This is a genomic window from Arcticibacter tournemirensis, assembly GCF_006716645.1.
Taxonomy (GTDB): domain Bacteria; phylum Bacteroidota; class Bacteroidia; order Sphingobacteriales; family Sphingobacteriaceae; genus Arcticibacter; species Arcticibacter tournemirensis.
Window position 1 is genome coordinate 1,449,891 of sequence record NZ_VFPL01000001.1, and the last position, 21,243, is coordinate 1,471,133.

Genomic DNA, 21,243 nt, shown 5'->3' on the forward strand with positions numbered 1-21,243 from the left:
TTTGAAAATAACAACTCCGAAAAAACTTAAAAATCTACTATTATGGTTATACTCATTGGAAACCAAAAAGGCGGTGCCGGAAAAAGCACCCTCACCCTGCTTTTTGCCAACTACCTGACCCTGGTCAAAAAGCGGAAGGTCACCGTCCTGGATATGGACTACCAGCAGTCGCTGGCCTCAAAAGCTGAAAAGGCGAAGATCCTGGAAAACGAACCGCTTTATGATGTGGTGCCTGCCGATCTGAAACTTTTTCCGTCCCTGCACAGCGCACTAAGCAGCCGGTCAGGAGAAATCATCCTGATCGATCTGCCGGGCAAGATGGATGATGACGGTCTGCTGCCGCTGTTCGCCGCCGCCGACATTGTGCTTTGCCCTTTTGCCTACGATGAATTTTCCGTGGATTCTACTTTGCTGTTTGCAATGGTGCTGCGGAAGATCAACGATAAGGCGCCGTTTATCTTCATCCCCAACCGTATCAAGAACACGGTAAAATATGAAACCAGGGCAGAAATTGAAAAGGTGATGCAGCGCTTCGGGGTGATCGCCCCCGGCCTGGCCGACCGGGTGGACTTCCAGCGGATCAGCACTTTTCAAACGCCACTGATCCTGTACCCGGTCGTACTGCCGCTGCTCGACCTGATCTACAGCCAGTACCTGGAATGGGGGGAACAAACATGAACCAGATCAAATCACTGGCCGATGAACTAAGGGAAACGATCAAAAAAGACGGTCATGCGGAACAGGGCAAGCCGGATGAAATACCGCCCGTGAAAAAAAGCGCGGTATCAAGACCGGCGAAGAAACCTGCGGACGCCTCACTTGAAACCCTGTTTGAAAGTATCCTGGCCTTTGAACTGGCCGGCAGGGAAAAACTGCTGATCCGCCTGGATGACCGCACCGTATTCCTGTTGAAGCAGCTGAAAATCGCCAAAGCCATTGATATGAACAAGCTGATCGCCTACAGCCTGCAACATTTTCTCCGCCAGCACCCTGAACTTATCCAATACATCAAAGAAAACATTAAAACCATTGAATTATGAACTGGACACAATTTCTGCTCAGCCTTGCCGCTGTTTATTCCGGGTATTACCTGCTCAACGTGCTGTTTGACCTGCTGAGGTCAAGGGGGCAGCCGTCCGCCGAAGAGGGACAGGATGAACTGGTCTTTTCCGAAGAACACCAACCCCGGCAGGTCAGTTCCGAACAGCCGCCGGCCGGTGACGCACAGGACCCGGATGCCGAACCTAAAAGCAGGCAGGCGATTTCTTCCGGCCCGCTGCAAAGCACGGGCGGGGTAAGCCTGAAACAGCTTTTTTCCCTGGCACAATCCGATCTGATCGAGTACACCAAAGCCATCCCTTACTAAGGTACAGATGAATTTTAGCCATCTTCTTTTAAAGACAACCCCGGTTGTCTTTTTTTTTGCCCTGCCTTTTTTGAGCATGGCGCAGTCGCCGCCTGGTATCGGTGAATTTTACGAGGCCAGCGGGGAAATGCACCGCTGGTATTTCAGCCTTTCGGACATGGTGCTTGTGCTGGGCGCCATCAGCGGCATCCTGGGCGGCCTGCGCGTATATGCCAACTGGCAGTCCGGCAAACATCATATCGACGCCCAGGTCATGGGCTGGTTCTTTTCCTGCCTGTTCATATCGGTCATCGGGGCGGCGCTCAAAGCCCTGTTCGGGGTGCATTAAACAGCCATTTCAATTTTTATTCACCTTTTAATTTCTTAATCCATGACAGTAAAAACAAAAAAACTGTTTGCAATCGCTGCGCTTTCCATGCTGGCAGCTCAATTTTCATTCGCCCAGGGTGGCGGTTCCACCGGCATCAATGCCGCCACTTCTTCACTGACCAGCTATGTAGACCCGGTATCTACGCTGATCCTGGCCATCGGGGCCGTGGTCGGCCTGATCGGCGGGGTGCGCGTGTACATCAAATGGAACGCGGGAGATCAGGATATCAACAAAGAATTGATGTCCTGGGGCGGTTCCTGCCTGTTCCTGGTGCTGGTATCTGTGGTCATTAAAGCGTTTTTCGGCGTATAATGACCGCTAAGTATGCAATCTATAAGGGGCTTCAAAAGCCCCTTATTTACCGTGGCTTCAAAGGGAAATTCATCTATTGGGGCATCGGCTCACTGGCCGGCGGCCTGATCCTGGGCGGCCTGATCGGGGCGCTTACCAGTATGTACCTGGGCGGTTTCCTGACCATTGCCCTGATCGCTGCCGGCCTCGGCTACACCTTTTTTCGCCAAAAGGACGGCCTGCACTCCAAAACCCGGAACACCGGGGTCATTATCCATCCAGTCCATTTAAAAATCAACCATGCAGCGAGAAAGAAAAACAGCATTTAAAATGCCCTATGCCGGGATCGATACCTATAACGGCCTGCACATACTATACGGGGAGAAAGGCGATTTCTCTATGATCCTGCACATCACTAACCCCGTGCTGCAATACGGCGCCGACCCGGACGCCTATTCTGCTTATCAAAGCCTGCTGCTGAATATTATTAAGATACTCGGCGAAGGACATATCATCCAAAAACAGGATGTATTTATCCGCAGGAAATATAAGGCCGTACCTGCCGGAGAATTTTTACAGCAAAAGTACCATGCCCATTTTGAAGGAAGGGAATACACCGATATTAAAACCTATCTGGTCATTACCCGCCAGGTCAAACACGGCGCATTTTACACCTTTGATAAAAAGGTGCTGGCCGATTTTTTCCAGAACATGGCCAAACTTTCCGACCTGCTGGCCAGTGCCGGGCTCAATCCCCGCTACCTGAACGAGGCAGAGATCAACCGCTACGTGAGCAAGGTGCTCAGCATGGAATTTGCTTCGCCCCATACCGCGCTCAACAATATGCGCTGCGGGGACGAGCAACTGAATTTGGGAAACCTGGCCATCCGCTGCATTAGCATGGTCAATACAGACAGCGTAGACCTGCCGGAAAAGGTGGGCGCTTACATTGAAAAACAGGACAATAAGGGTATGCGGGATTTTCCCGTAGATAACCTTTCCTTTCTGCACCAGGTGCCCGGATACCGGGTCATCATCTATAACCAGCTGCTGGAAATACCGGCCCAGCAGATGACGCTCAATAAACTGGAACTGAAACGAAAACGCCATTCAGGGGTACCTGATCCGGCTAACCTGATCTGCGTGGAAGATATAGACCTGCTACTGGTGGATGTGGCCAGAGAAAACCAGCTGCTGGTTAATGCCCATTATTCCATGATCGTCTGCGCGGAGGAAGAACAGATCAGAAAAGCAGTTAATTATATAGAGGCCGCACTTTTCCAGCAGGGCATTATTCCATCGCGTAACGCTTATAATCAGTTGGAACTGTTCCGCTGTGCCCTGCCCGGCAACGGCGTAGAGCTGAAAAAATACGACTGGTTCCTGACCACCGCCGATGCAGCGCTCTGTTTCTTTTTTAAGGAATCCCTGCTAAAGGATGAACCGTCTGATTTTTTGGTTCGCTTTACCGACCGTCAGGGGGTGCCGGTAGCGATTGACCTATCCGATTTGCCGGTTCGCACAGGCCGTATGAACGCGCGGAATCGTTTCTGTTTAGGGCCGTCAGGAGCTGGAAAATCTTTCCTGATAAATTCTCTGGTCGAGCAGTATATGCTGTACAACATGGACGTCGTGATCGTGGATACCGGGCATTCCTATTCCGGCCTGTGCGCCTACTACCAGGGGAAATACATTACCTGGTCCGACAGCAAGCCGATCACCATGAATCCTTTTGCCATAGATGAAAGTGAATACAATATTGAGAAGAAGGACTTTTTGTGTACCCTAATCAGCTTACTATGGAAAGGCGCGGAAGGAACGGTAAGCACCGTTGAACAGGACGTGATCGCCAACGTGATCTCCGCTTACTACAGCCAGTATTTTGATACGGGTACCAGTCAGCAGGCCGGGAGACCCCAGCTAAATTTCAACTCTTTTTATGAGTTTGCCCTAAAGAAGATCCCGCAGATCAAAAGCGAGGAACATATACCCTTTGACCTGGACGAGTTCCGATATGTACTGAAAAAATTCTATAAGGGCGGTGAGTTTGACACGATCCTGAACGAGCCTGCCGATCAGTCCCTGTTTTCCGAACGTTTTATAGTCTTTGAAATTGATAATGTAAAGGATACCAAAATTTTCCCGGTGGTCACCCTGATAATCATGGACGTTTTTATCCAGAAAATGCGTCACAGGACATCCCAGCGCAAAGCCCTGATTATTGAGGAAGCATGGGTGCGACGAGAAGTTGCATAAGTGATTGTCTAGCGAAGACTAGACCTGCTGTTTCGTCAGCAGTAACCTATTGACACATGCATTACTGGTAACGGTTTTGTGTGAAGCTGTCAAGACAATGTAGCCCTTTCGGATGAAGGAGCAGGAGCCGTGAGGCTCGGCAACAGTTCCAAGTATCATGGGACTGGGGTGCTAGGTTTGAATGGTATGGCTAACAGAAGTGAACTGTCGATTGAACCATCGTAACTTCGAATAAGCCAAAAGATACTGATAGGCTTTAACCCAAATGGGAAGCAGTCGGATAACCCTTTCCAAGCATGCGGTTACACGAACAAAGCACTGCCGGTGGATAGACAGAGCCTAACCCATTCATTGTCACTTATGCAGAACTCGGTAAGCCCGTACCGTTCCTGTGGAAACAGGGAAGCGAACCGCAAGGTAAGCCGATAGCGGTACGGGTAGAAGAAAGCAGAAAAAGCGAATGCCATCCTGTAATGGGATGGATAGAGGTTTAAACGTCACCTCACGCGAAAGCGGGCAGACTTCTGTATGGTAACTTATTACAATTAACTATTAGAACTTTCAAAAGGAGGAAAGCAAATGAACGTAATTGAAAAATCGTGTGCGCCTTCTGACCAAGTTTACAACTGGAACAGCATTGACTGGGACAGATGTGAATCAGAGGTTAGGAAGCTACAAGTTAGACTTGTAAAGGCTCAGAAAGAGAACAGACCGGGCAAGGTGAAAGCTTTGCAGTGGTTGTTGACTCATTCGTTTTGCGCCAAAGCTTTGGCAGTAAAACGGGTAACCTCTAACAAAGGTAAAAACACGGCTGGGGTAGACAATAAGTTATGGTCTACTCCAAATGCTAAATTTCAGGCAATAGCTGATCTGAAAAGACGGGGATACAAACCCCAACCATTAAAAAGGGTAAATATTGAAAAGAGTAATGGAAAACTGCGTCCACTGGGAATACCGACTATGAAAGACAGAACAATGCAAGCACTGTACCTGATGGCTCTAGAGCCAGTTGCCGAAACAATTGCGGACAACCATTCCTATGGTTTCCGCAAGGAAAGAAGCACATCGGATGCACGTGAGCGTTGCTTCAGCCTACTTTCAAAGAAGTTAGGACCACAATGGATATTGGAAGCGGACATCAAGGGATGTTTTGACCATATAAACCACGACTGGCTGTTGAACCATGTCCCTATGGACAGGGACATACTCCAGAAATGGTTGAAATGTGGCTTCATCTTTAAGGGTGAACGTTTTCAGACAGAGGAAGGTACACCGCAAGGTGGTATCATCTCGCCAACTCTTGCCAATATAGCTTTGGACGGACTGCAAAGAATACTTGCGGAAAAGTTCAGGAAGAGACAGGTAAACCTAGAAATGATTGTGCCGAGGGTACATTTAGTTCGGTATGCCGACGATTTCATTATCACGGGAACATCAAAGGAACAATTGGAAAATGAAGTGATGCCACTGGTCAAGGAATTTCTTGCCGTAAGGGGTTTAGAACTCTCGCAGGATAAAACCAAGATAACGCATATTACCGAAGGTTTCGATTTTCTGGGTTTCAATGTCCGAAAATATGATAATGGAAAACTCCTGATTAAACCATCCAAAAATAGTCTGCATAAGCTTTCTGAAAAGGTTGCTGGTATCATAAATGCCAATAAAACCGCAAGACAGGAAGTTCTCATCAGACAGCTAAACCCAGTAATAACTGGTTGGGCAAATTATTACAAAGGTTGCGTAGCCTCCGAAACTTTTAGAAAAGTTGATTTCCTGATGTTCCAAAAGCTATGGAAATGGGCTTTGAGAAGGCATCCCAAAAAAGGTAAGTACTGGATTGCAGACCGATACTTCCGCAAGATTAAAAACAGGAACTGGTGTTTTGCTACGGATACGCCCGATTATCGAGGAACAAGCGAAGTCTTTTCTTTGAAACGTGCGTACGACATTAAGATACTTAGACATGTTCAGATTAAGCAGGAAGCTAATCCGTTTGACCAGGAATGGGAGCCTTACTTCCAAAAGCGTAAAGTGTTCAAAATGCTGGATGCAATGGAAGGAAAGAAGAACCTGTTAGCTTTATGGTTAAAGCAAGACCGTGCGTGTGCTCTGTGTGGCAGGGATATCAATGCTGATGACGAGTGGGCTACCTCCAAACGTAGGTTTGGGGAGGACATTCAGTTCACTTTGGTACATAAACCCTGCCGCAGGAGCCACGACCAATTAAAATTGAGGTTATCATGAGCCGGCTCATACATATGGGCTTTAAGTTGCTTGAGCCGTATGAGGGGAAACTCTCACGTACGGTTCTTAGGGGGGAAAGCGGGAGTAATCTCGCTGACCTACCCGATAAGGCCATCGCATCCCCGCTTATGGCCGGGTACATTTTGTACCTCTATAAAACCGTCCGTAAATTTTGGGGCGAGGCTATTGTCGTGACCCAGGAACTGGCCGACATTATCGGCAATGCGGTGGTAAAAGACAGCATCCTGAGCAACTCGGATACCATTTTTCTGCTTGACCAGAGCAAGTTTAAGGAGAACTATAAAGAGATCGCACAACTATTGTCGATCACTGAAACCGAACAGAAGAAGATATTTACCATCAACAAGCTGGATAATAAGGAAGGACGCGGGCGCTTTAAGGAAGTCTACATCCGGCGCGGTGCTGTTGGGGAGGTGTACGGCGTGGAAAATTCCATTTACCAGTACCTCACTTATACCACGGAAAAGCCGGAAAAAGCCGCCGTAGAAGTCTACACAAAGGCATACGGAACCTATCAAAGCGGATTGGAAGCCTTTGTTTCCGATCTGGAAAAAAGCGGCCTGCCCCTGGAAAGCTTTGTACGCCAGATTGGTCGTGAGGGGTTGCCCGCTGCCGGTTCCACCGAATATTTTAAACCTAATTTTGTATGAAACGATTACTCTTAATAGCAGGGCTTTTCCTGACGGGCTACCCTGTTTTTGCCCAGCTCTATGTAGACCCGACTACCGCCGCCGCAATGGCCGTCCACTCCGGTATTATTAACGGTCAACTGAATACGACCAATGATAACCTGACATTGATCCAGCGGGGCCAGCTGGCCGTTACCGGGCAGTTGCTGATCGTAAACGATTTGCAGCAGCAAATCTACCGGGGCCTGAGTGAGGTATCCGGCGCCGTCCGTTCCCTGCTGGCCATCCAGGATATTGCCGAGATCAGCGTAGATATTGTCACTGATGTAAACAAGGCCGTCACCCTGGCACAAAGTAACCCGGTTCTGCTGCTGTTTGCCGAAGGCGGCGCCCGTGAGTTTAAGCGCAGGGGAACGGCGCTTGCCGCAGAAGTCAGCTCCTTTGTATTACAGGGAGGTGTAAATAACCTGATGGATTCCGGGGAACGGGCCAAACTGCTGAACCGGATCAGAACCGAGCTCATGATCCTGCGGGGCGTTGCCTACGGAATGCAGCGTACCATGTTCTGGGCAAAACAGCGCGGTATCCTCAATTCCCTGAACCCTTATGCCGGATATATCAATATGGATGTGCAGATCGCCGATGATATTATCAGAAACGCCAAATACCTGAAACAATGAAAGGAACGATTAAGCTGATCTTCCTGCTTTTCGGGCTGCTGCAACATGCCTTTTGCCAGCTGAACGTGGAGCTGCTTCACCAACTGGTATCTGAAAGCCAGAGCGAATACAGCCGGCAGGACGAAGCAAAGAACAAGCAGGCGGTCACCTCTGCCAATGAGGAAGTCAACAGAACACAAATGGGCAAGCTAAAGACGAAATACAGGGAACTCCAAAACCGCTTTCATACCGTAGGGCTGGCCATTGATGCCGCGCAGATCGGACTGGAAGCCAGCCCCGTTGTTTCGGAGATCATCCGGCAGCAAAGCATCATTTATCAGCTGGCCAGCGATAACCCAATCCTGATCGCGCTTGCTTTTCAGACCGAGGAAGACCTGGCCGGCCGCGCAAGGATGCTGGCGAATTATATCGCAGGTCTGGCCCTGAGTATCGGCGACATTAACCAGATGAAGGCCAGTGACCGGAAGATCCTGTTTTCACATGCCCTGACAGAACTGCGTCTGATCGAGGGGGCCAGCAGAGGACTCGCCGCCTCTATGTTGCAGGCCAGCTATAAACGTTCATTAAACCCGTTCGCAGATTTTGTGAACCAGGACAAACAGCTTGTCGATGACATCTTGCGCAATGCCACCATCCTGAAAAACCCATAAGCCATGAGGTACTACTTATTTATAACCGGCTTTTTGCTGCTTATCCACGCAGAAAGCACGAAGGCCCAAACCATTGTTTTCGATCCGGCCCATTTTGCCATTGTTAATGAGAACGGCGCGGTACGCTTGGCAGCCGAAAATACCCATAACAATTACCTGAACACCATCTGCAACCGGCTGGACGATATTAACCTGAACATCAGTTCTGTGATCCTGGTGCAGACCCTGATCCATAATTCGCTTACCCAGGTCAACCAGGCACTGAAAAGCGGGATCGCCGCCGCCCAGGTCGCCCAGATCAGTGCCGAGATCGTCCGTGAAAGCAATACCATGATAGAAATCGCAGGTTCTGAACCGTACCTGCTGCTGTTTGCCGAAGACGTGGCCAGGCAGATGAAGTCCCGCGGGATCAACCTGGTCAGCGAAGTATCCGCCTTTGTACTCAAAGAGGGCAGTAATATACTGATGGACTACGAGAAAAGGGATGCGCTATTGCGTAAGGTCATTTTAGAGCTGAAAGTCATGCGGGCACTGTGCTACAGCATGGGCAGGTCCATGTATTGGGCCAAAATGAACGGCGTGCTGAAAACGGCCAACCCCTACCGGGATTTTATCAATCAGGATACCCGAAAGGCAGAAGAAATCATATTTAACTATCACCTTTTTAAAGAATGAACGATGAAGAATTACCTGTTAACCGCTTTATTTTCCCTGCTGATCTTTTCCGCATTTGCCCAGCGGGTGATCCGGGACAAACACATTACCAACCAGCAGGAACGCATGGTGTTTAAGCAATGGGACAAAAAGAAATTTACACCGACCAGCGGTTTCCTGGGACTGAACCCAGACTACTGGCTCACCTGGGCCTGGCACCCGGACTATCCTAAAAAAGACCTGCGTCCATTGGGGCCAGCCGGGCCGCAGACCCAGCGCCTGGCCTTTGCCGCAGCCATGCAGAATACAGAAAATGCCTATAAACTCCATGCCGATACCCTAAAGAATACCGCGGTAACCGAAGCGGTCAACTATTCTGCTGTTTTTTCTACCACCGATCCCTTATGGCTGCTCTATTACCGGCACGAATTTGAACCGCTTTTGAACCAGCAGGATGCCGCCCTGTTAACGGGTATTCCTGTTAAGGAAAGGGATTACCTGGTGCGTACCGGTGTCTATGACTGGTACCGCGAAGAATCCGCCGGCATCCGTGAACGCCTTGATGGCGCGATGAATGCTACACTGGACCGCGGATCACGCATACTGGCCTATCACCGGCTGTTTTTGGAATACCGCAAGCTGAACACTTCCTGGGAAGCCAAGAAGCAGTATGCCCGGAAATTCCTTTTGCTGACCGAATCCGCAAACAAAATGAAGTCCAGGGAGCAGCCCATTGTACAAAGGGAGGGCTACCGTACCGATCAGCAGATCGCCGACGACATCCTGAGTAAATCCAAACTCTAAATCAACATGATGAACATAACCAATTTACTGACCGGCACTGCCGGTTTTTTTATGCAATCAGGTTCCGGTGACGTGCCGGACTCCTTTAAAAAGACCTTTAACTTTTTACAAGGCAACGGTGTGTACGAGGAAGGTATGATGCACTTCCTAAAGGCCATGAAAAATACCATCTGGACGCATTACGATGCCTTTATCGCCGATGCGCAGGCGTTGTCTGCCATATTCATGCTCATTTTTTTTGCCATTAAATCCTATGAGATGATGTCGGGGGACAAGAAAATGGAGATTATGCCCCTGCTTAGACCCTTCGGCCTGGTCATGGTGATTTTGTGGTGGTCCACCTTTACCAGGGTGGTCGCTTATCCGACCGATCTGATCGCCAATAAGACCGAGCTCATGTTTAACGACAGCCAGACCGAGGTTAATAACCTGCGCCTGGAACGGGCCCAGCTTATGGTACAGGTCGCCGACCAACTGCTCACCGTACAGGCACAGACCGAAACGGCCAAACAGGAAGCGGATACCTGGTATGAAAATGCCTGGGAGTCGGTCAAGTCCACGGTCAAGGAAGGTTTTGCCGAGGTATGGAACCCGATTGTTGAGCTGCGCAACCGTATGCAGGTCGGCCTGCAGCTGCTCGCCAGTTCCATCCTGGAAACACTGGCGTTATGGATACTGCGTATCTGCGTGTACATCATCTTTATTATCCAGATCATTTTTTCCACGATATTAATAATCCTGGGGCCGTTTTCGGTAGCCATTAGCATTCTGCCCGCATTCAGGGACAGCTTCAGCACCTGGATCGCCCGGTTTATTTCGGTCAACCTCTACACGGGTATCGGTTTTTTGGTGCTGTATGTCGCCTCACTATTCCAGCACTACGCAATGGAAGCAGAGATCAGCCGCTATAAAGAGCTGGTCGGCACATCCGGTGAAAGCCTTGAAAAACTCGGCTGGTTCGCCGGAAACGGCCTGCTTTCTTTCGGTATCGTGATCGTCACCTTTCTGATCGGCGGGCTCACCATGCTGACCGTTCCGAGTATCAGCACCTGGATCGTGTCCACTTCCGGCATCAGCTCTGCCGCTTCCACAATGGGCCGCGGTGCTTCCAATATGTCCAGGATGCTCACCAAAATGATGAAATAATGATTATCAAAAATATAGAGGCCAAAGTGCGCCTTGCTACCTTTTTATCCGCCGGCAGTTTTATTACGGCGGTCGTTATCGTGCTGATCGTTTCCTTTTTCGCTTACCGGCAGGTTGCGGATGCACGCAAAAGCGTATATGTCCTGGATGCGAACAGCGTACCGCTGCTGGCCAGGCAAACCGATCTGCAAATGAACCGCGCCGCCGAGTACCGTTCACAAGTCAACCTGTTTCACAGCCTGTTTTTTTCGCTGACACCCGACGACAAATACATCGAATACCAGATGAAAAAAGCAATGTACCTCGTGGACGAGAGCGGGGCGCTCCAATATAATAACCTCAAAGAAAAGGGGTTTTTCAATTCGATCCTTTCTTCCAGTGCTGTACTGACCCTACAGACCGATTCCATTTTTATTGACGAGGGCCGCAAGTATTTCCGCTATTACGGCAGGCAGAAGATAGACCGCAGGAGCTCCACCATCATCCGCTCCCTGGTGACCGAAGGCTACCTGAAAGATTTGGAAATCCGCTCCGATAACAATCCCCATGCGGTACTCATTACCCGTTGGAAGACACTCGAAAATAAAGACATTGAAAATGTACAGAAAAACTCATTTTAAAGCCCGCCCTGATCTTTACCAGGAACTAAGTAAAGAGTTCGGGGCCTATTTTTCCCGCATGAGCACGTACTGGAAACGCATCAGCGCCAGGTATCCCAGGCAGATATTTATCCTGATGCTGGCAAGTATCCTGCTTTCCGGCGTACTGGCCTTTACGGTCATGCGGGTAAAAGATACCGGACCGCTGCCGACTCTTTCGGGCCCTGGTGCCGATGTAACCCAGGGTTTCGGGCAGATCATCGGTGCCGGGCAGGCCCTAAAAAAAGTGCTTGACCTGCAAAACCAGATCAATATCGTACTGCACAAGGACAGCCTGACGGCAGCCGACAGCCTGCTGGTCAAAAATGCGATCCGGCAGCTGGAAATTATTCATCACGAGCTTAATGTTAAACCAACCCACTAATTATGAAGATCAATTTCAAGCAACCACGGTACATGCTGCCGCTGATCCTGCTGCCTTTTTTATGCCTGTTCTTTTACGCATGGAAAAGCAGTTTCGGCAAGGAGGCGCCCGTACAGCAAAAAGGAAACACGCTACAGGAGAATGTGGCCGATGTTTCCGATGGCGTTAAAAATAAGGGCCTGGAAGATAAACTGGACGCCTACCGGAAGCAATATAAAGATGCAGACGGTTATACAGCGGTCGGTGAAATCGGAGAAGAAAAAACCAGTAAACAAAACGTACCCGACCTGTACAACCAGGTGGAAAAACGTATGCTGGATTCCATAGACCGGGAAATGAAACGGAAATACGGCAGCACAGCCGCTGAACCACGCAGGGCACATTCCGCATTCCCGGATGCAGGCCCTAAGCCACAGCCCGCAAGGAATTACGATACCGACCGTGACCTTGCTACCGCGCTTTCCAAACTGAAACAGCAACCGCCCGCAGGTAACGCTTCCGCCGGTACCACGCAAACCGATCCTATGAAGATCTTCCGGGAACAAATGTCCTTGATCGACAGTATGGGCAAGGCCAACGACCCGGACTATAAAGAAGAACAGGCCAGGGAGAAAGCAATGGCCCTGGCTGAACAGGAACTAAAGAACCATAAAAAACTAAGCGTTTCCAAAACCCCGGCCGCCGCAACACTTTTTAACACCATTTCCGCAGGCGGCGAAGACAGTTTTATCCGCGCCATTGTAGACCAGGACATCACCGGGTATGCCGGTTCAAGGCTTCGTATCCGTCTATTGGATGACATGAGCGCAGGCAGGTTCCTGGTTAAAAAAGGTACCTACCTCTATGCCCAGATCACCGGCTTTACCGGCCAGCGGGTAAACCTTTCGGTCAGCTCCATTTTTCAGGACAGCCATATCCTGCCGGTCCGCCTGGATATTTACGATAATGACGGTCTGCCGGGGCTTTATGTACCCGCATCCACGTTCAGGGAATTTTCCAAAGGGCTGGGCAGCGATGCCAGCCAGGGTATGACGATCCAGCAGCAGGCCGAAAATAATAATCAACTGGTGATGAGCATGCTTCAAAAGATGTTCCAGTCAACTACTACGGCGGTCAGCAAACTGATCCGTAGCAACAAGGCGAAACTCAAATATAACACCCAGGTCTATCTCATTGACCCCGAAGAACTCAAAAACACCCAAAACAAATATTAACCCGTATTCATTATGAAGAAATCATTCGTTTTTTTAATGACCATCCTATGTTTTGCCCAGGGCCTTTATGCCCAGCAACAGGCAGGAATATACCGCAAAGACCTGCCCGATATTCTGATCGGCCCGGACATTTCCCTGCACTTTATTTCCCCTGAACCCATACAGTACGTGGATATATCCACCCATGCCATTGCCGGAGACCTGCCTTTAAAAAATGTACTGCGGTTAAAGGTCATACCGGATTCCGCTGCTTATGTTGGGCGATCAGGTGGCGGGGCGGGTATTGTAACCATTGTCGGGGAAAGTTTTATCGCACAGTATAACCTGCGTTATATCGATAATCAGTCCTTCGCTTTTCCCTCACAGGTCAATATCCTGCCGGAGCATACCCGGCCGCTGGATGTTCCGGGCATTTCCCTTACATCTAAAGAAATGCAGGGTTTCGCCATGCGGATTTTACAGGAACCTGCCGGTAAGACCCTGCGCAAGGCTAAGGCATTCGGTTTGCAGGCCAGGCTGAATCATGTATATACCGCAGGGGATCATATTTTCCTGGACATTACTTATTATAACCACAGCAACCTGCCTTACCAGGTCGATGAACAGCGCTTTAAGATCGAAGACAAAAAGATCACCAAAGCGACCAATGTACAATCCGTGGAAATTAAGCCTGTATGGCAACTGTACCCGAACACGTCTTTTAAAAAGCAGTACCGGAATATCTATGTACTGAAAAAGGTCACCTTTCCCGGCAATAAGGTACTGAACATTGAACTGACCGAAAAGCAGATTTCCGGCAGGGTGCTCACCCTGCAACTGAAATACGGCGATATACTGGAAGCGGATGCGATGTAAAGACGTAAAGTTGCACGATTTTTGATAGATTATCCTCGATATTCATTAAATTTGTTAGTGTAACAATAAGGATCATGGCAATAGCACAAAATATACATACCGAACTTAACCCTATACAAGTGAGCTTGCTCAGGTTGTTTAACAGACCTATGTCCGAAAAGGAAACGCAGGAATTGAAAAGGCTTTTAGTTGACCATTATTCAGATTTACTGAAAGACGAAGTAGAAAAAGACGTTGCAAAAAAAGGATATACACAAAAAGATTTTGATGATATGCTTAATGGACACAGTTAATAATGATTGCCGTTATTGATACAAATTGCCTGTTAGCATCTATTCCACCACAAAGCAGCCATTACTGGCTATACGAAGCCTTTAGAGCAGGACGTTTCGACTGGTTGGTAAGCAATGAAATCCTTACTGAATACGAAGAAAAACTTACCGACCGCTATTCTGCCCGAACTGCGAACCTGGTATTATCTATTCTTAGTGTTGCCCCAAACGTCATTTATTCGGAACCGTTTTTTAAGTGGCAGCTTGTCGAAAAAGACAAAGATGATAACAAATTTGCGGATCTGACCATCGCAGGCAATGCCGATTATCTTGTAACCAATGACAAGCATTTTAATGACCTGAAAAATATTGACTTTCCTAAGCTGAATATTCTATCCCTTGATGAATTTAAAAAGGTCGTTCAGGGAAAATAGTAGATTAAACTTACTTTAGCTTGAGGCCATCCTATATGAAAAAAAAACCAGCATTTCAGATGAAACAGCAAATCAGGCGTTAAAAGAACGTATCTTAAACTTTAAGGCTGAAAGCCCTCTGACATTTGGCGATGCCGCTGAATGGGAAAGAGAACAGCGCGAGGACAGAGAACTCCCTTTTTTCCAAACAGAGCAAACGAAAGCCGAAAAAGAATAGACGCAAACGGATCTTAACGTTTTCGTTTTTATCAGGCACGCAATATTTATTTATTGATAGTCATACTCAACCGCTAATCCTTAGCGGTTTTTTTGTGCCCGTACATTTCTGCCGGGCCCCTTACTAAAATCATTTTTATGGAAGAAACCAAAGAACAGCAGAGCCTGCACAGGTTCCTGCAATTTGGTATCTATTTGTCCGTCCTGATCGAGATTTTTCTGTTTTTCTATGCCGGTAAACTGATGACCCAGGACTACACGGACAAATACAGCCTGCGCTTTTTTGCGATCCGGCTTGCCAGGATACCGTTTTATCACCAGCTCCTTTACAGCAAACTTTTCACCCTGCTACTGATCTGCCTGGTTTCGGTGGGTACGCTCAGCCGGAAAAAGAAGGACCTCAACCCCAAAAACCAGATCGTTTATCCCCTGGCTGCCGGCCTTGTCATTTTCTTTTCCGGTATCTGGTTCCAGGGCAGACAACCGCCTGCGGTTTGGATGGGTGCCGGCTGGTATGACCTGGCCTATATCGCCAGCGCCATTGCCGGAACCCTTTTGATCCATGTCGCAATGGATAACATATCTAAAATGATTAGTTCCAGGCTGGGCAAGGACAAATGGAACGTAGAGGGAGAATCCTTTATGCAGCCTGTTAAGCCAATCGATACCCCTTATTCGGTCAATATCCCGATGCTGTTCTATTATAAGAACAAAGTGCGCAAAGGGTTCATTCCCTTGTCTAATTTATTCAGAAGCCTGCTTTTAATTTCAGTACCTGGGGGAGGTAAGACATTTTCGGTCATTATACCGGTCATAAAGCAATTTATAGCCAAATCTTTCACGTTATGCGTATATGATATAAAGTACCCGGATCTTGCAAAGGTTGCCTACTATCATTACTTACTGGCCAAACAAAAGGGAAAATGCCTTAATTATAAGTTCCACGTACTTAACCTGAATGACCCGGAGAAAAGCGAACGGGTAAATCCCTGGAAAAGGAAATACCTCAATACACTTGCCGATGCCTCTGAGACTGCCGAAGCGCTGGTAGAAGCAATGAAAAAGGGAGATAAATCCGGTGGCAGCGATCAATTTTTTACACAATCGGCTATCAATTTTCTGGCTGCCTGTATTTATTTTTTCAGCAGCTATGAAGGGGGCCGCTATTCCAGCCTGCCCCATGTGCTTTCCTTTCTGAACCTTTCCTATGAGGAAATTTTCAGTACCCTTTTTTCGGAGCCGGAACTGGTTTCCCTGCTTTCTGCCTTCAGGAGCGCCTACAACGCCAAAGCATTTGACCAGTTGGAAGGCCAGGTAGGAACGCTTAAAATCTTCATCAGCAGACTGGCGACTAAAGAAACCTATTGGGTGTTCAGCGGAGATGATTTTGAGCTGAAAATCAGTGATCCTAAAAACCCCTCAATCCTGGTGCTTGCCAATGATCCTTTGACACAAAGCATCAACTCCGCCTGCTATTCCGTTGTGCTCAACCGGGTGACAAAACTGGTGAACACCAAAGGCAATTTACCCGTGGGATTGGTCATTGACGAAGCGCCCAGCCTCTATATTTTTCGCATTGAACAGGTTTTGAGTCAGGCCAGAAGCAATTTGGTGGCATCTGTTCTGGGCATCCAGAGCCTGCAACAATTTCAGCAGCAATATGGCAAAGAAACCGCCGCTACGATCACTTCCGTAGTGGGTAATGTGCTTTCCGGTTCCGTGCAAAATAAGGATACCCTGGAATGGCTGGAAAGACTGTTCGGAAAAGTAAAACAGCAAAGCGAAAGCCTGAGTATCGACCGGAACAAAACATCCCTGTCGCTGAGTGAAAAACTGGAACCCCTGATACCGGCGGGAAAGATCGCCGCATTAAGGGCCGGGGAAATGGTCGGCATGCTCGCTGCGGATGCCGTGGCCGATTACACCGGGAAGTTTGAACCCTCGGCGGTTCACTGCCGGATCAACCTGGATATGGAGGCCATCAAAAAAGAGGAACAAAGCTACCGCGACCTGCCTGTTTATTATGACTTCAATGGCAAAAAAGAAGAAATCCTGCGGCAGAACTTTTACCGGATCAACCAGGAAGTCCAGCAACTGGTAAAACAGTTCAGACCTGCTCAGCCATCCGCCGCCGCGCCCCAGCCCAAAGGGATGATGAAGCAGAGCTTTAAAAAGTAAACGGAACCCAGCTAACAAGACAATTTATTTTTTCACTTAAAATTTAACGTTATGGAAGAATTAACCGGCAACCTGGTCATGGTACACCCTAAATTATCAGATGATCCTGTACAGCGCCAGGGACAGGTAGGGATCATTACGAGCGCAGACCTGGTAAAGGACGAGATTTATGTAGGCTTTGGGAACAGCCCCTTGGGCCTGTATTCCACCGATGCGCTGCTGGTGCTGAAACCCCATCATGAGCTGTATAAGGATATACTGACCCATATTAAGGAAATGGATACGCCAGACTTTAAGACACTAATGGAAATTACCCTGCTCCAGGAAAAGAACTCGGTAAACTACCTGCGCGATGCAATGGAACTGGCGGCCACCAATGGCAGGACACTGGCCTATAGCACGGTTTCCTTACAGGACAAGCTCGGCCTGGTCAGGGAAGAAAACCAGGCTCAAAAGCAAACAGCCAGCATGAGCCGATAAACTCCGCCCCATGAACCGGCATTTCAAGGGGGCTTATACCTTGTCCCTGCTGTTGTTGCTTACTATCAATGCCCCCGCACAGGATATAATGAATGTTAGCCTGCCGTTGCCGCAGTTAAGGGTTACCTCATCTTTCGGCAAGCGGGTTCATCCCGTTACCGGATACCCTGACCTGCACAAGGGTGTTGATCTTGCCGCCCGCTGCGATCCTGTTCTCAGCATTATGAACGGCATGGTCAGCGCCACCGGATTTAACCCCATCCTGGGCAACTATATCCGTATTGCACATGGCGAATTTCAAAGTATTTACGGACACCTTTCCTATATCCTGGTTATGCCGGGTGAGCAGGTGACTGCCGGAGAGGTCGTTGGCATTACCGGGGCAACGGGCAGAGTAACCGGGGAGCACCTGCATTTCAGCATCCGGTTCAGAGACAAGTACCTCAATCCACTGCATTTTTTAAGGTCGCTGCTATTGTCCGAACAGCCACCGCCATCAATCAACTACTAATTTATGGAACCACATTCAAGATCACTGGAAGATAAACTAAATACGCTTGCAGCCGGCCAGGCCATCGGCCTTACCGCCGCCGAAGCAGCCATTTACGGCGTGGAATACGCCGATATACTGCCCGAAGACGACGACCCCCAGGAGGTGGGAGAAGATGACGAATGATAAGGTAAAGGCCCTGCACGTACAGGTCGCCGAAAAACTCATTGAGCAGCTTAAAGCGGGAACAGCCCCCTGGCAAAAACCCTGGAATATCGATAATGTACCAGCTTTTGAACTGCCTTACAATGCCGTTACCGGAAACCGCTATAAAGGTATCAATACCTTTTCCCTGCTGCTGGCAGGATACGAAGATCCGCGCTGGATGACCTTTAACCAGGCATCAGCTAACGACTGGAATGTTAAGAAAGGCGAAAAGGCTACGCTGATCCAGTTTGTCAAGACTTCCGACCTGGTAGCCAAAAGGGATGAAAGCGGTAAACCAGTACTAAACGAGGAAGGTAAACCCGTCAAGGTTTCGGTAAAACTGGACCGTCCCATCATTACCACCGCCTGGGTATTCAATGCCGCACAGGTGAACGGTATACCTCCCCTGCAAAAACCGGACGTCCAGGCGCTGGGCTGGAACCCGGTAGAACGGGCGGAAAAACTGACCGCAGGCTCCGCTGCCATTATTACCCACAGGGCGGGGGATCGTGCTTATTACAGCCCGCTCCGGGATAAGATTACCATGCCCCTGAAAGAGCAGTTTGATGCCCCGGATAAATATTATGCCACCCTGCTGCATGAGCTGGGCCACTGGACGGGGCATAAGGATCGCCTCGACCGCAGCATCATGAACAAGTTTGGCACCGAAGCCTATGCCCGTGAAGAATTACGGGCAGAGATCGCTTCCATGCTGATCGGGCAGGAATTTCGGATAGGCCACGATCCCGGCCAGCATGCGGCTTACGTGGACAGCTGGATCAAGGTTTTGCAGGACACGCCGTTTGAAATCCATGCCGCTGCCGCCGATGCGGAGAAAATATTTAATTACCTCACCGGACTGGAACAGAAACAGGAAATCAAGGCAGCGGTGCAGTCTGTACCCGAAGACCAGCCCCCGAAATACGGCACAGGTTCTAAATACCTGTCATCGGGTGATGAGATTGCCTATAACAATACCGTGTACAAAGTTCAGGGCCACTTAAAGCAAGGGCGCCTGCGTATGGAAGACCTGGGCAGCGGAAAAAACTTTGTTCTTTCCAAAAATGATATGCTGTACGGCTCCCTGCTTGACGCAAAACAGCACCCGGAAAAACAGGCCCGCATTGCACCCGAAACAGAAATAGCCATTTCCCAGGAAACAGAAACGGTGGCCGCTTACGGCATCAGACGCTAAATCATTACGAATTACAAGCTGTTAATTATGGAAACATTGATTAAGGAAAACGAGTTGCCCGTTAAAGAACTCGAAAAGCTCGGCCTGTACCAGGACGGTCAGTTGAACCTGAGCAGTGAAGACGTCGATGCCTTACTGGCGGGACGAAGAACAGACATGCGCAGCATGTTTCATTTAAATATGGACGGGGTTGCGATCCGGCAACTGGATGCCAAACTATCCCTGAACCGCAACGAGGACGGCACTGTTTCACTGAACCTGCACCCGATCTATAAGGAGGTCAAACCGTATCCTTTGCTCAGCGCGGAAGAAGCCAGGGTACTCCTGGACGGCAAGCTGCAATCGATACAGAAAGTTTACGAGCAGGCCGATAAAAAACTGGCGCAGCTTATTATCGAATATGACAAGCAAACTAGGGAATTTGTGGCCTACTATCCCGATCAGGTCGAAGTGCCTATAAAAGTCAACGGGGAAACATTATCAGAGGAACAGAAAAAAGCATTTCAACGCGGAGAAGTGATAGAGCTGGCGGACGGCACCCGCATCCAGCACAGCGCAACCGCCAGCAAGGGGATCAGGTCGGATACCAAACGGCTGATCGTTTCAGTACTGCTGGACGGCGGTATTTCTTATTTAGTGCTCCGCGGTATTCGCAACCTTGCCGGGAACAAGGACGCGCAAAAGGATGGATACACCAAAGGCTATAATCAGGCTCTGGCCGATAGTATGGTAGGCAAACCTAAAAGAGAAACGGAAATGACCGTAGGTGAGCATATCGATTATTCAAGAGTTTCACAGCATAGCCGGGGGTACGGGCGCACCGCATCGCGCTGATGTTTCCGTTAACCGATACGGGCCCGCCAGCTCTTGATCCGGGTGTACTGGCTTTTTTCATGAACCGGATTGCTGTTCAGGGTCAAGTTTTCCTGTTTTCTTATCAGGATCAACAGGGAGGTACGGCAACAGAATACTGGTCATCCGGCCTGCACCTGGTTCCCGCATTTGCCGGCACCTGGCTGGTACACGAAGGATTTCCCGCACAGGTCAGGCATTTATTTTTAAGCCATTCCGCCGCGGATATTCTTTGCTTCTGCCAGCTAAGGCCGGACTGGCTAACAGTTCCGGGCAATGTTGCCTTTGCAGCTTTGGGGCTGCTGGCCACTGCCAGCCAGGCACGCTTCCTGAAAGAACGCTTTGCCAATGCCAAAGTGCATACGCTTTTTGACGCAGGACTTACCGGAAGGGTGACAGATTGCAAGATCGCCTTATGGCGGGCGGGGAAAGATGCTGCTTTCAGGGTCATGGACGATACGGTACAGATCACTTACCGCAGGCGCAAATTCAATATCCCTGTATCCGCCTTTTCTCTGCACCGTTTTGAAAAAGCGGTTGCCCTGCGCAGCAATATACGTACACACAAACCCAAAGGCTGCTTCGGCTCCTATCACGAGTTTTTTGTGGACACCTGATTAACACGGTACCCCCCTGGTTCCTACGGACCAGGGGGCTTTGCTGTGCTTAAAATTCAGGCCGGCCAGGTCAATATCAAGAACAAAAAAGTAAACCAA

The 21,243-nt window shown here is 49.1% G+C and carries 27 protein-coding genes; all 27 read left to right on the top strand.

Annotated elements, in window-relative coordinates:
- Nucleotides 1-42: 42 nt before the first annotated feature.
- The 27 genes from BDE36_RS06245 to BDE36_RS06370 all read left to right on the top strand — a co-directional run bounded on the left by BDE36_RS06245 (nucleotide 43) and on the right by BDE36_RS06370 (nucleotide 21,144).
- Nucleotides 43-678 (top strand): ParA family protein, encoded by a 636-nt coding sequence (locus tag BDE36_RS06245; protein ID WP_141814168.1) that lies wholly within the window; start codon nucleotides 43-45, stop codon nucleotides 676-678.
- Nucleotides 675-1,040, top strand: coding sequence for a hypothetical protein (locus tag BDE36_RS06250; RefSeq protein ID WP_141814169.1), 366 nt, complete (start codon nucleotides 675-677; stop codon nucleotides 1,038-1,040). The genes BDE36_RS06245 and BDE36_RS06250 overlap by 4 nt, the downstream gene beginning before the upstream one ends.
- Nucleotides 1,037-1,366: a hypothetical protein gene (locus tag BDE36_RS06255; RefSeq protein ID WP_141814170.1), complete on the top strand. Its 330-nt coding sequence runs from the start codon at nucleotides 1,037-1,039 to the stop codon at nucleotides 1,364-1,366. The genes BDE36_RS06250 and BDE36_RS06255 overlap by 4 nt, the downstream gene beginning before the upstream one ends.
- A 7-nt stretch (nucleotides 1,367-1,373) precedes the next feature.
- The gene (locus tag BDE36_RS06260; RefSeq protein ID WP_141814171.1) at nucleotides 1,374-1,694 is read left to right on the top strand and encodes a DUF4134 family protein; all 321 of its coding nucleotides are present in this window, start codon (nucleotides 1,374-1,376) and stop codon (nucleotides 1,692-1,694) included.
- Nucleotides 1,695-1,736: 42 nt separating this feature from the next.
- Nucleotides 1,737-2,048 (top strand): DUF4134 domain-containing protein, encoded by a 312-nt coding sequence (locus BDE36_RS06265; RefSeq protein WP_141814172.1) that lies wholly within the window; start codon nucleotides 1,737-1,739, stop codon nucleotides 2,046-2,048.
- Nucleotides 2,048-2,356 (top strand): DUF4133 domain-containing protein, encoded by a 309-nt coding sequence (locus tag BDE36_RS06270; protein ID WP_141814173.1) that lies wholly within the window; start codon nucleotides 2,048-2,050, stop codon nucleotides 2,354-2,356. The genes BDE36_RS06265 and BDE36_RS06270 overlap by 1 nt, the downstream gene beginning before the upstream one ends.
- Nucleotides 2,328-4,283: a TraG family conjugative transposon ATPase gene (locus tag BDE36_RS06275; protein ID WP_141814174.1), complete on the top strand. Its 1,956-nt coding sequence runs from the start codon at nucleotides 2,328-2,330 to the stop codon at nucleotides 4,281-4,283. Before BDE36_RS06270 ends, BDE36_RS06275 begins: the two co-directional genes overlap by 29 nt.
- Nucleotides 4,284-4,862: 579 nt before the next feature.
- Nucleotides 4,863-6,527, top strand: a complete 1,665-nt coding sequence (gene ltrA / locus BDE36_RS06280) for a group II intron reverse transcriptase/maturase (protein WP_141814175.1) — start codon at nucleotides 4,863-4,865, stop codon at nucleotides 6,525-6,527.
- The gene (locus BDE36_RS06285) at nucleotides 6,524-7,198 is read left to right on the top strand and encodes a TraG/VirB4 family ATPase (protein WP_170205916.1); all 675 of its coding nucleotides are present in this window, start codon (nucleotides 6,524-6,526) and stop codon (nucleotides 7,196-7,198) included. The genes ltrA and BDE36_RS06285 overlap by 4 nt, the downstream gene beginning before the upstream one ends.
- Nucleotides 7,195-7,857 carry a hypothetical protein gene (locus BDE36_RS06290; protein ID WP_141814176.1) on the top strand — a complete coding sequence of 221 codons (663 nt, stop codon included), beginning with the start codon at nucleotides 7,195-7,197 and terminating at the stop codon, nucleotides 7,855-7,857. The genes BDE36_RS06285 and BDE36_RS06290 overlap by 4 nt, the downstream gene beginning before the upstream one ends.
- Nucleotides 7,854-8,507, top strand: a complete 654-nt coding sequence (locus tag BDE36_RS06295; RefSeq protein WP_141814177.1) for a hypothetical protein — start codon at nucleotides 7,854-7,856, stop codon at nucleotides 8,505-8,507. Before BDE36_RS06290 ends, BDE36_RS06295 begins: the two co-directional genes overlap by 4 nt.
- A 3-nt stretch (nucleotides 8,508-8,510) precedes the next feature.
- The gene (locus BDE36_RS06300; protein ID WP_141814178.1) at nucleotides 8,511-9,182 is read left to right on the top strand and encodes a hypothetical protein; all 672 of its coding nucleotides are present in this window, start codon (nucleotides 8,511-8,513) and stop codon (nucleotides 9,180-9,182) included.
- Nucleotides 9,183-9,185: 3 nt separating this feature from the next.
- The gene (locus tag BDE36_RS06305; protein WP_141814179.1) at nucleotides 9,186-9,965 is read left to right on the top strand and encodes a hypothetical protein; all 780 of its coding nucleotides are present in this window, start codon (nucleotides 9,186-9,188) and stop codon (nucleotides 9,963-9,965) included.
- A 6-nt stretch (nucleotides 9,966-9,971) separates the two neighbouring features.
- On the top strand, nucleotides 9,972-11,111 hold the full coding sequence (locus BDE36_RS06310; RefSeq protein ID WP_235904496.1) for a TraJ family protein: 1,140 nt from the start codon (nucleotides 9,972-9,974) through the stop codon (nucleotides 11,109-11,111).
- On the top strand, nucleotides 11,111-11,731 hold the full coding sequence (gene traK / locus BDE36_RS06315; RefSeq protein WP_202618216.1) for a conjugative transposon protein TraK: 621 nt from the start codon (nucleotides 11,111-11,113) through the stop codon (nucleotides 11,729-11,731). Before BDE36_RS06310 ends, traK begins: the two co-directional genes overlap by 1 nt.
- Nucleotides 11,709-12,134 (top strand): hypothetical protein, encoded by a 426-nt coding sequence (locus tag BDE36_RS06320; protein ID WP_141814180.1) that lies wholly within the window; start codon nucleotides 11,709-11,711, stop codon nucleotides 12,132-12,134. Before traK ends, BDE36_RS06320 begins: the two co-directional genes overlap by 23 nt.
- 2 nt (nucleotides 12,135-12,136) lie before the next feature.
- Nucleotides 12,137-13,348 (top strand): conjugative transposon protein TraM, encoded by a 1,212-nt coding sequence (gene traM, locus BDE36_RS06325; protein ID WP_141814181.1) that lies wholly within the window; start codon nucleotides 12,137-12,139, stop codon nucleotides 13,346-13,348.
- 12 nt (nucleotides 13,349-13,360) lie between these two features.
- Nucleotides 13,361-14,203, top strand: coding sequence for a conjugative transposon protein TraN (traN, locus tag BDE36_RS06330; protein ID WP_141814182.1), 843 nt, complete (start codon nucleotides 13,361-13,363; stop codon nucleotides 14,201-14,203).
- Between the two features lie 74 nt (nucleotides 14,204-14,277).
- The gene (locus BDE36_RS06335; RefSeq protein ID WP_141814183.1) at nucleotides 14,278-14,496 is read left to right on the top strand and encodes a hypothetical protein; all 219 of its coding nucleotides are present in this window, start codon (nucleotides 14,278-14,280) and stop codon (nucleotides 14,494-14,496) included.
- Nucleotides 14,497-14,498: 2 nt separating this feature from the next.
- Nucleotides 14,499-14,909, top strand: a complete 411-nt coding sequence (locus tag BDE36_RS06340; RefSeq protein WP_141814184.1) for a putative toxin-antitoxin system toxin component, PIN family — start codon at nucleotides 14,499-14,501, stop codon at nucleotides 14,907-14,909.
- Between the two features lie 354 nt (nucleotides 14,910-15,263).
- Nucleotides 15,264-17,303 (top strand): TraM recognition domain-containing protein, encoded by a 2,040-nt coding sequence (locus BDE36_RS06345; RefSeq protein ID WP_141814185.1) that lies wholly within the window; start codon nucleotides 15,264-15,266, stop codon nucleotides 17,301-17,303.
- Nucleotides 17,304-17,354: 51 nt separating this feature from the next.
- Entirely contained in the window at nucleotides 17,355-17,783 is a 429-nt protein-coding gene (locus BDE36_RS06350) for a hypothetical protein (protein WP_141814186.1), read from the top strand.
- 10 nt (nucleotides 17,784-17,793) lie between these two features.
- The gene (locus tag BDE36_RS06355) at nucleotides 17,794-18,294 is read left to right on the top strand and encodes a M23 family metallopeptidase (protein ID WP_141814187.1); all 501 of its coding nucleotides are present in this window, start codon (nucleotides 17,794-17,796) and stop codon (nucleotides 18,292-18,294) included.
- A 3-nt stretch (nucleotides 18,295-18,297) separates the two neighbouring features.
- The gene (locus BDE36_RS23600) at nucleotides 18,298-18,459 is read left to right on the top strand and encodes a hypothetical protein (RefSeq protein WP_161987557.1); all 162 of its coding nucleotides are present in this window, start codon (nucleotides 18,298-18,300) and stop codon (nucleotides 18,457-18,459) included.
- A complete protein-coding gene (locus BDE36_RS06360; RefSeq protein WP_141814188.1) occupies nucleotides 18,449-19,675 on the top strand; it encodes an ArdC family protein in 1,227 nt (408 codons plus the stop codon). Before BDE36_RS23600 ends, BDE36_RS06360 begins: the two co-directional genes overlap by 11 nt.
- A 27-nt stretch (nucleotides 19,676-19,702) precedes the next feature.
- Nucleotides 19,703-20,509 (top strand): DUF4099 domain-containing protein, encoded by an 807-nt coding sequence (locus BDE36_RS06365; protein WP_141814189.1) that lies wholly within the window; start codon nucleotides 19,703-19,705, stop codon nucleotides 20,507-20,509.
- Entirely contained in the window at nucleotides 20,509-21,144 is a 636-nt protein-coding gene (locus BDE36_RS06370; protein WP_141814190.1) for a hypothetical protein, read from the top strand. Before BDE36_RS06365 ends, BDE36_RS06370 begins: the two co-directional genes overlap by 1 nt.
- The last annotated feature ends 99 nt before the right edge of the window (nucleotides 21,145-21,243 follow it).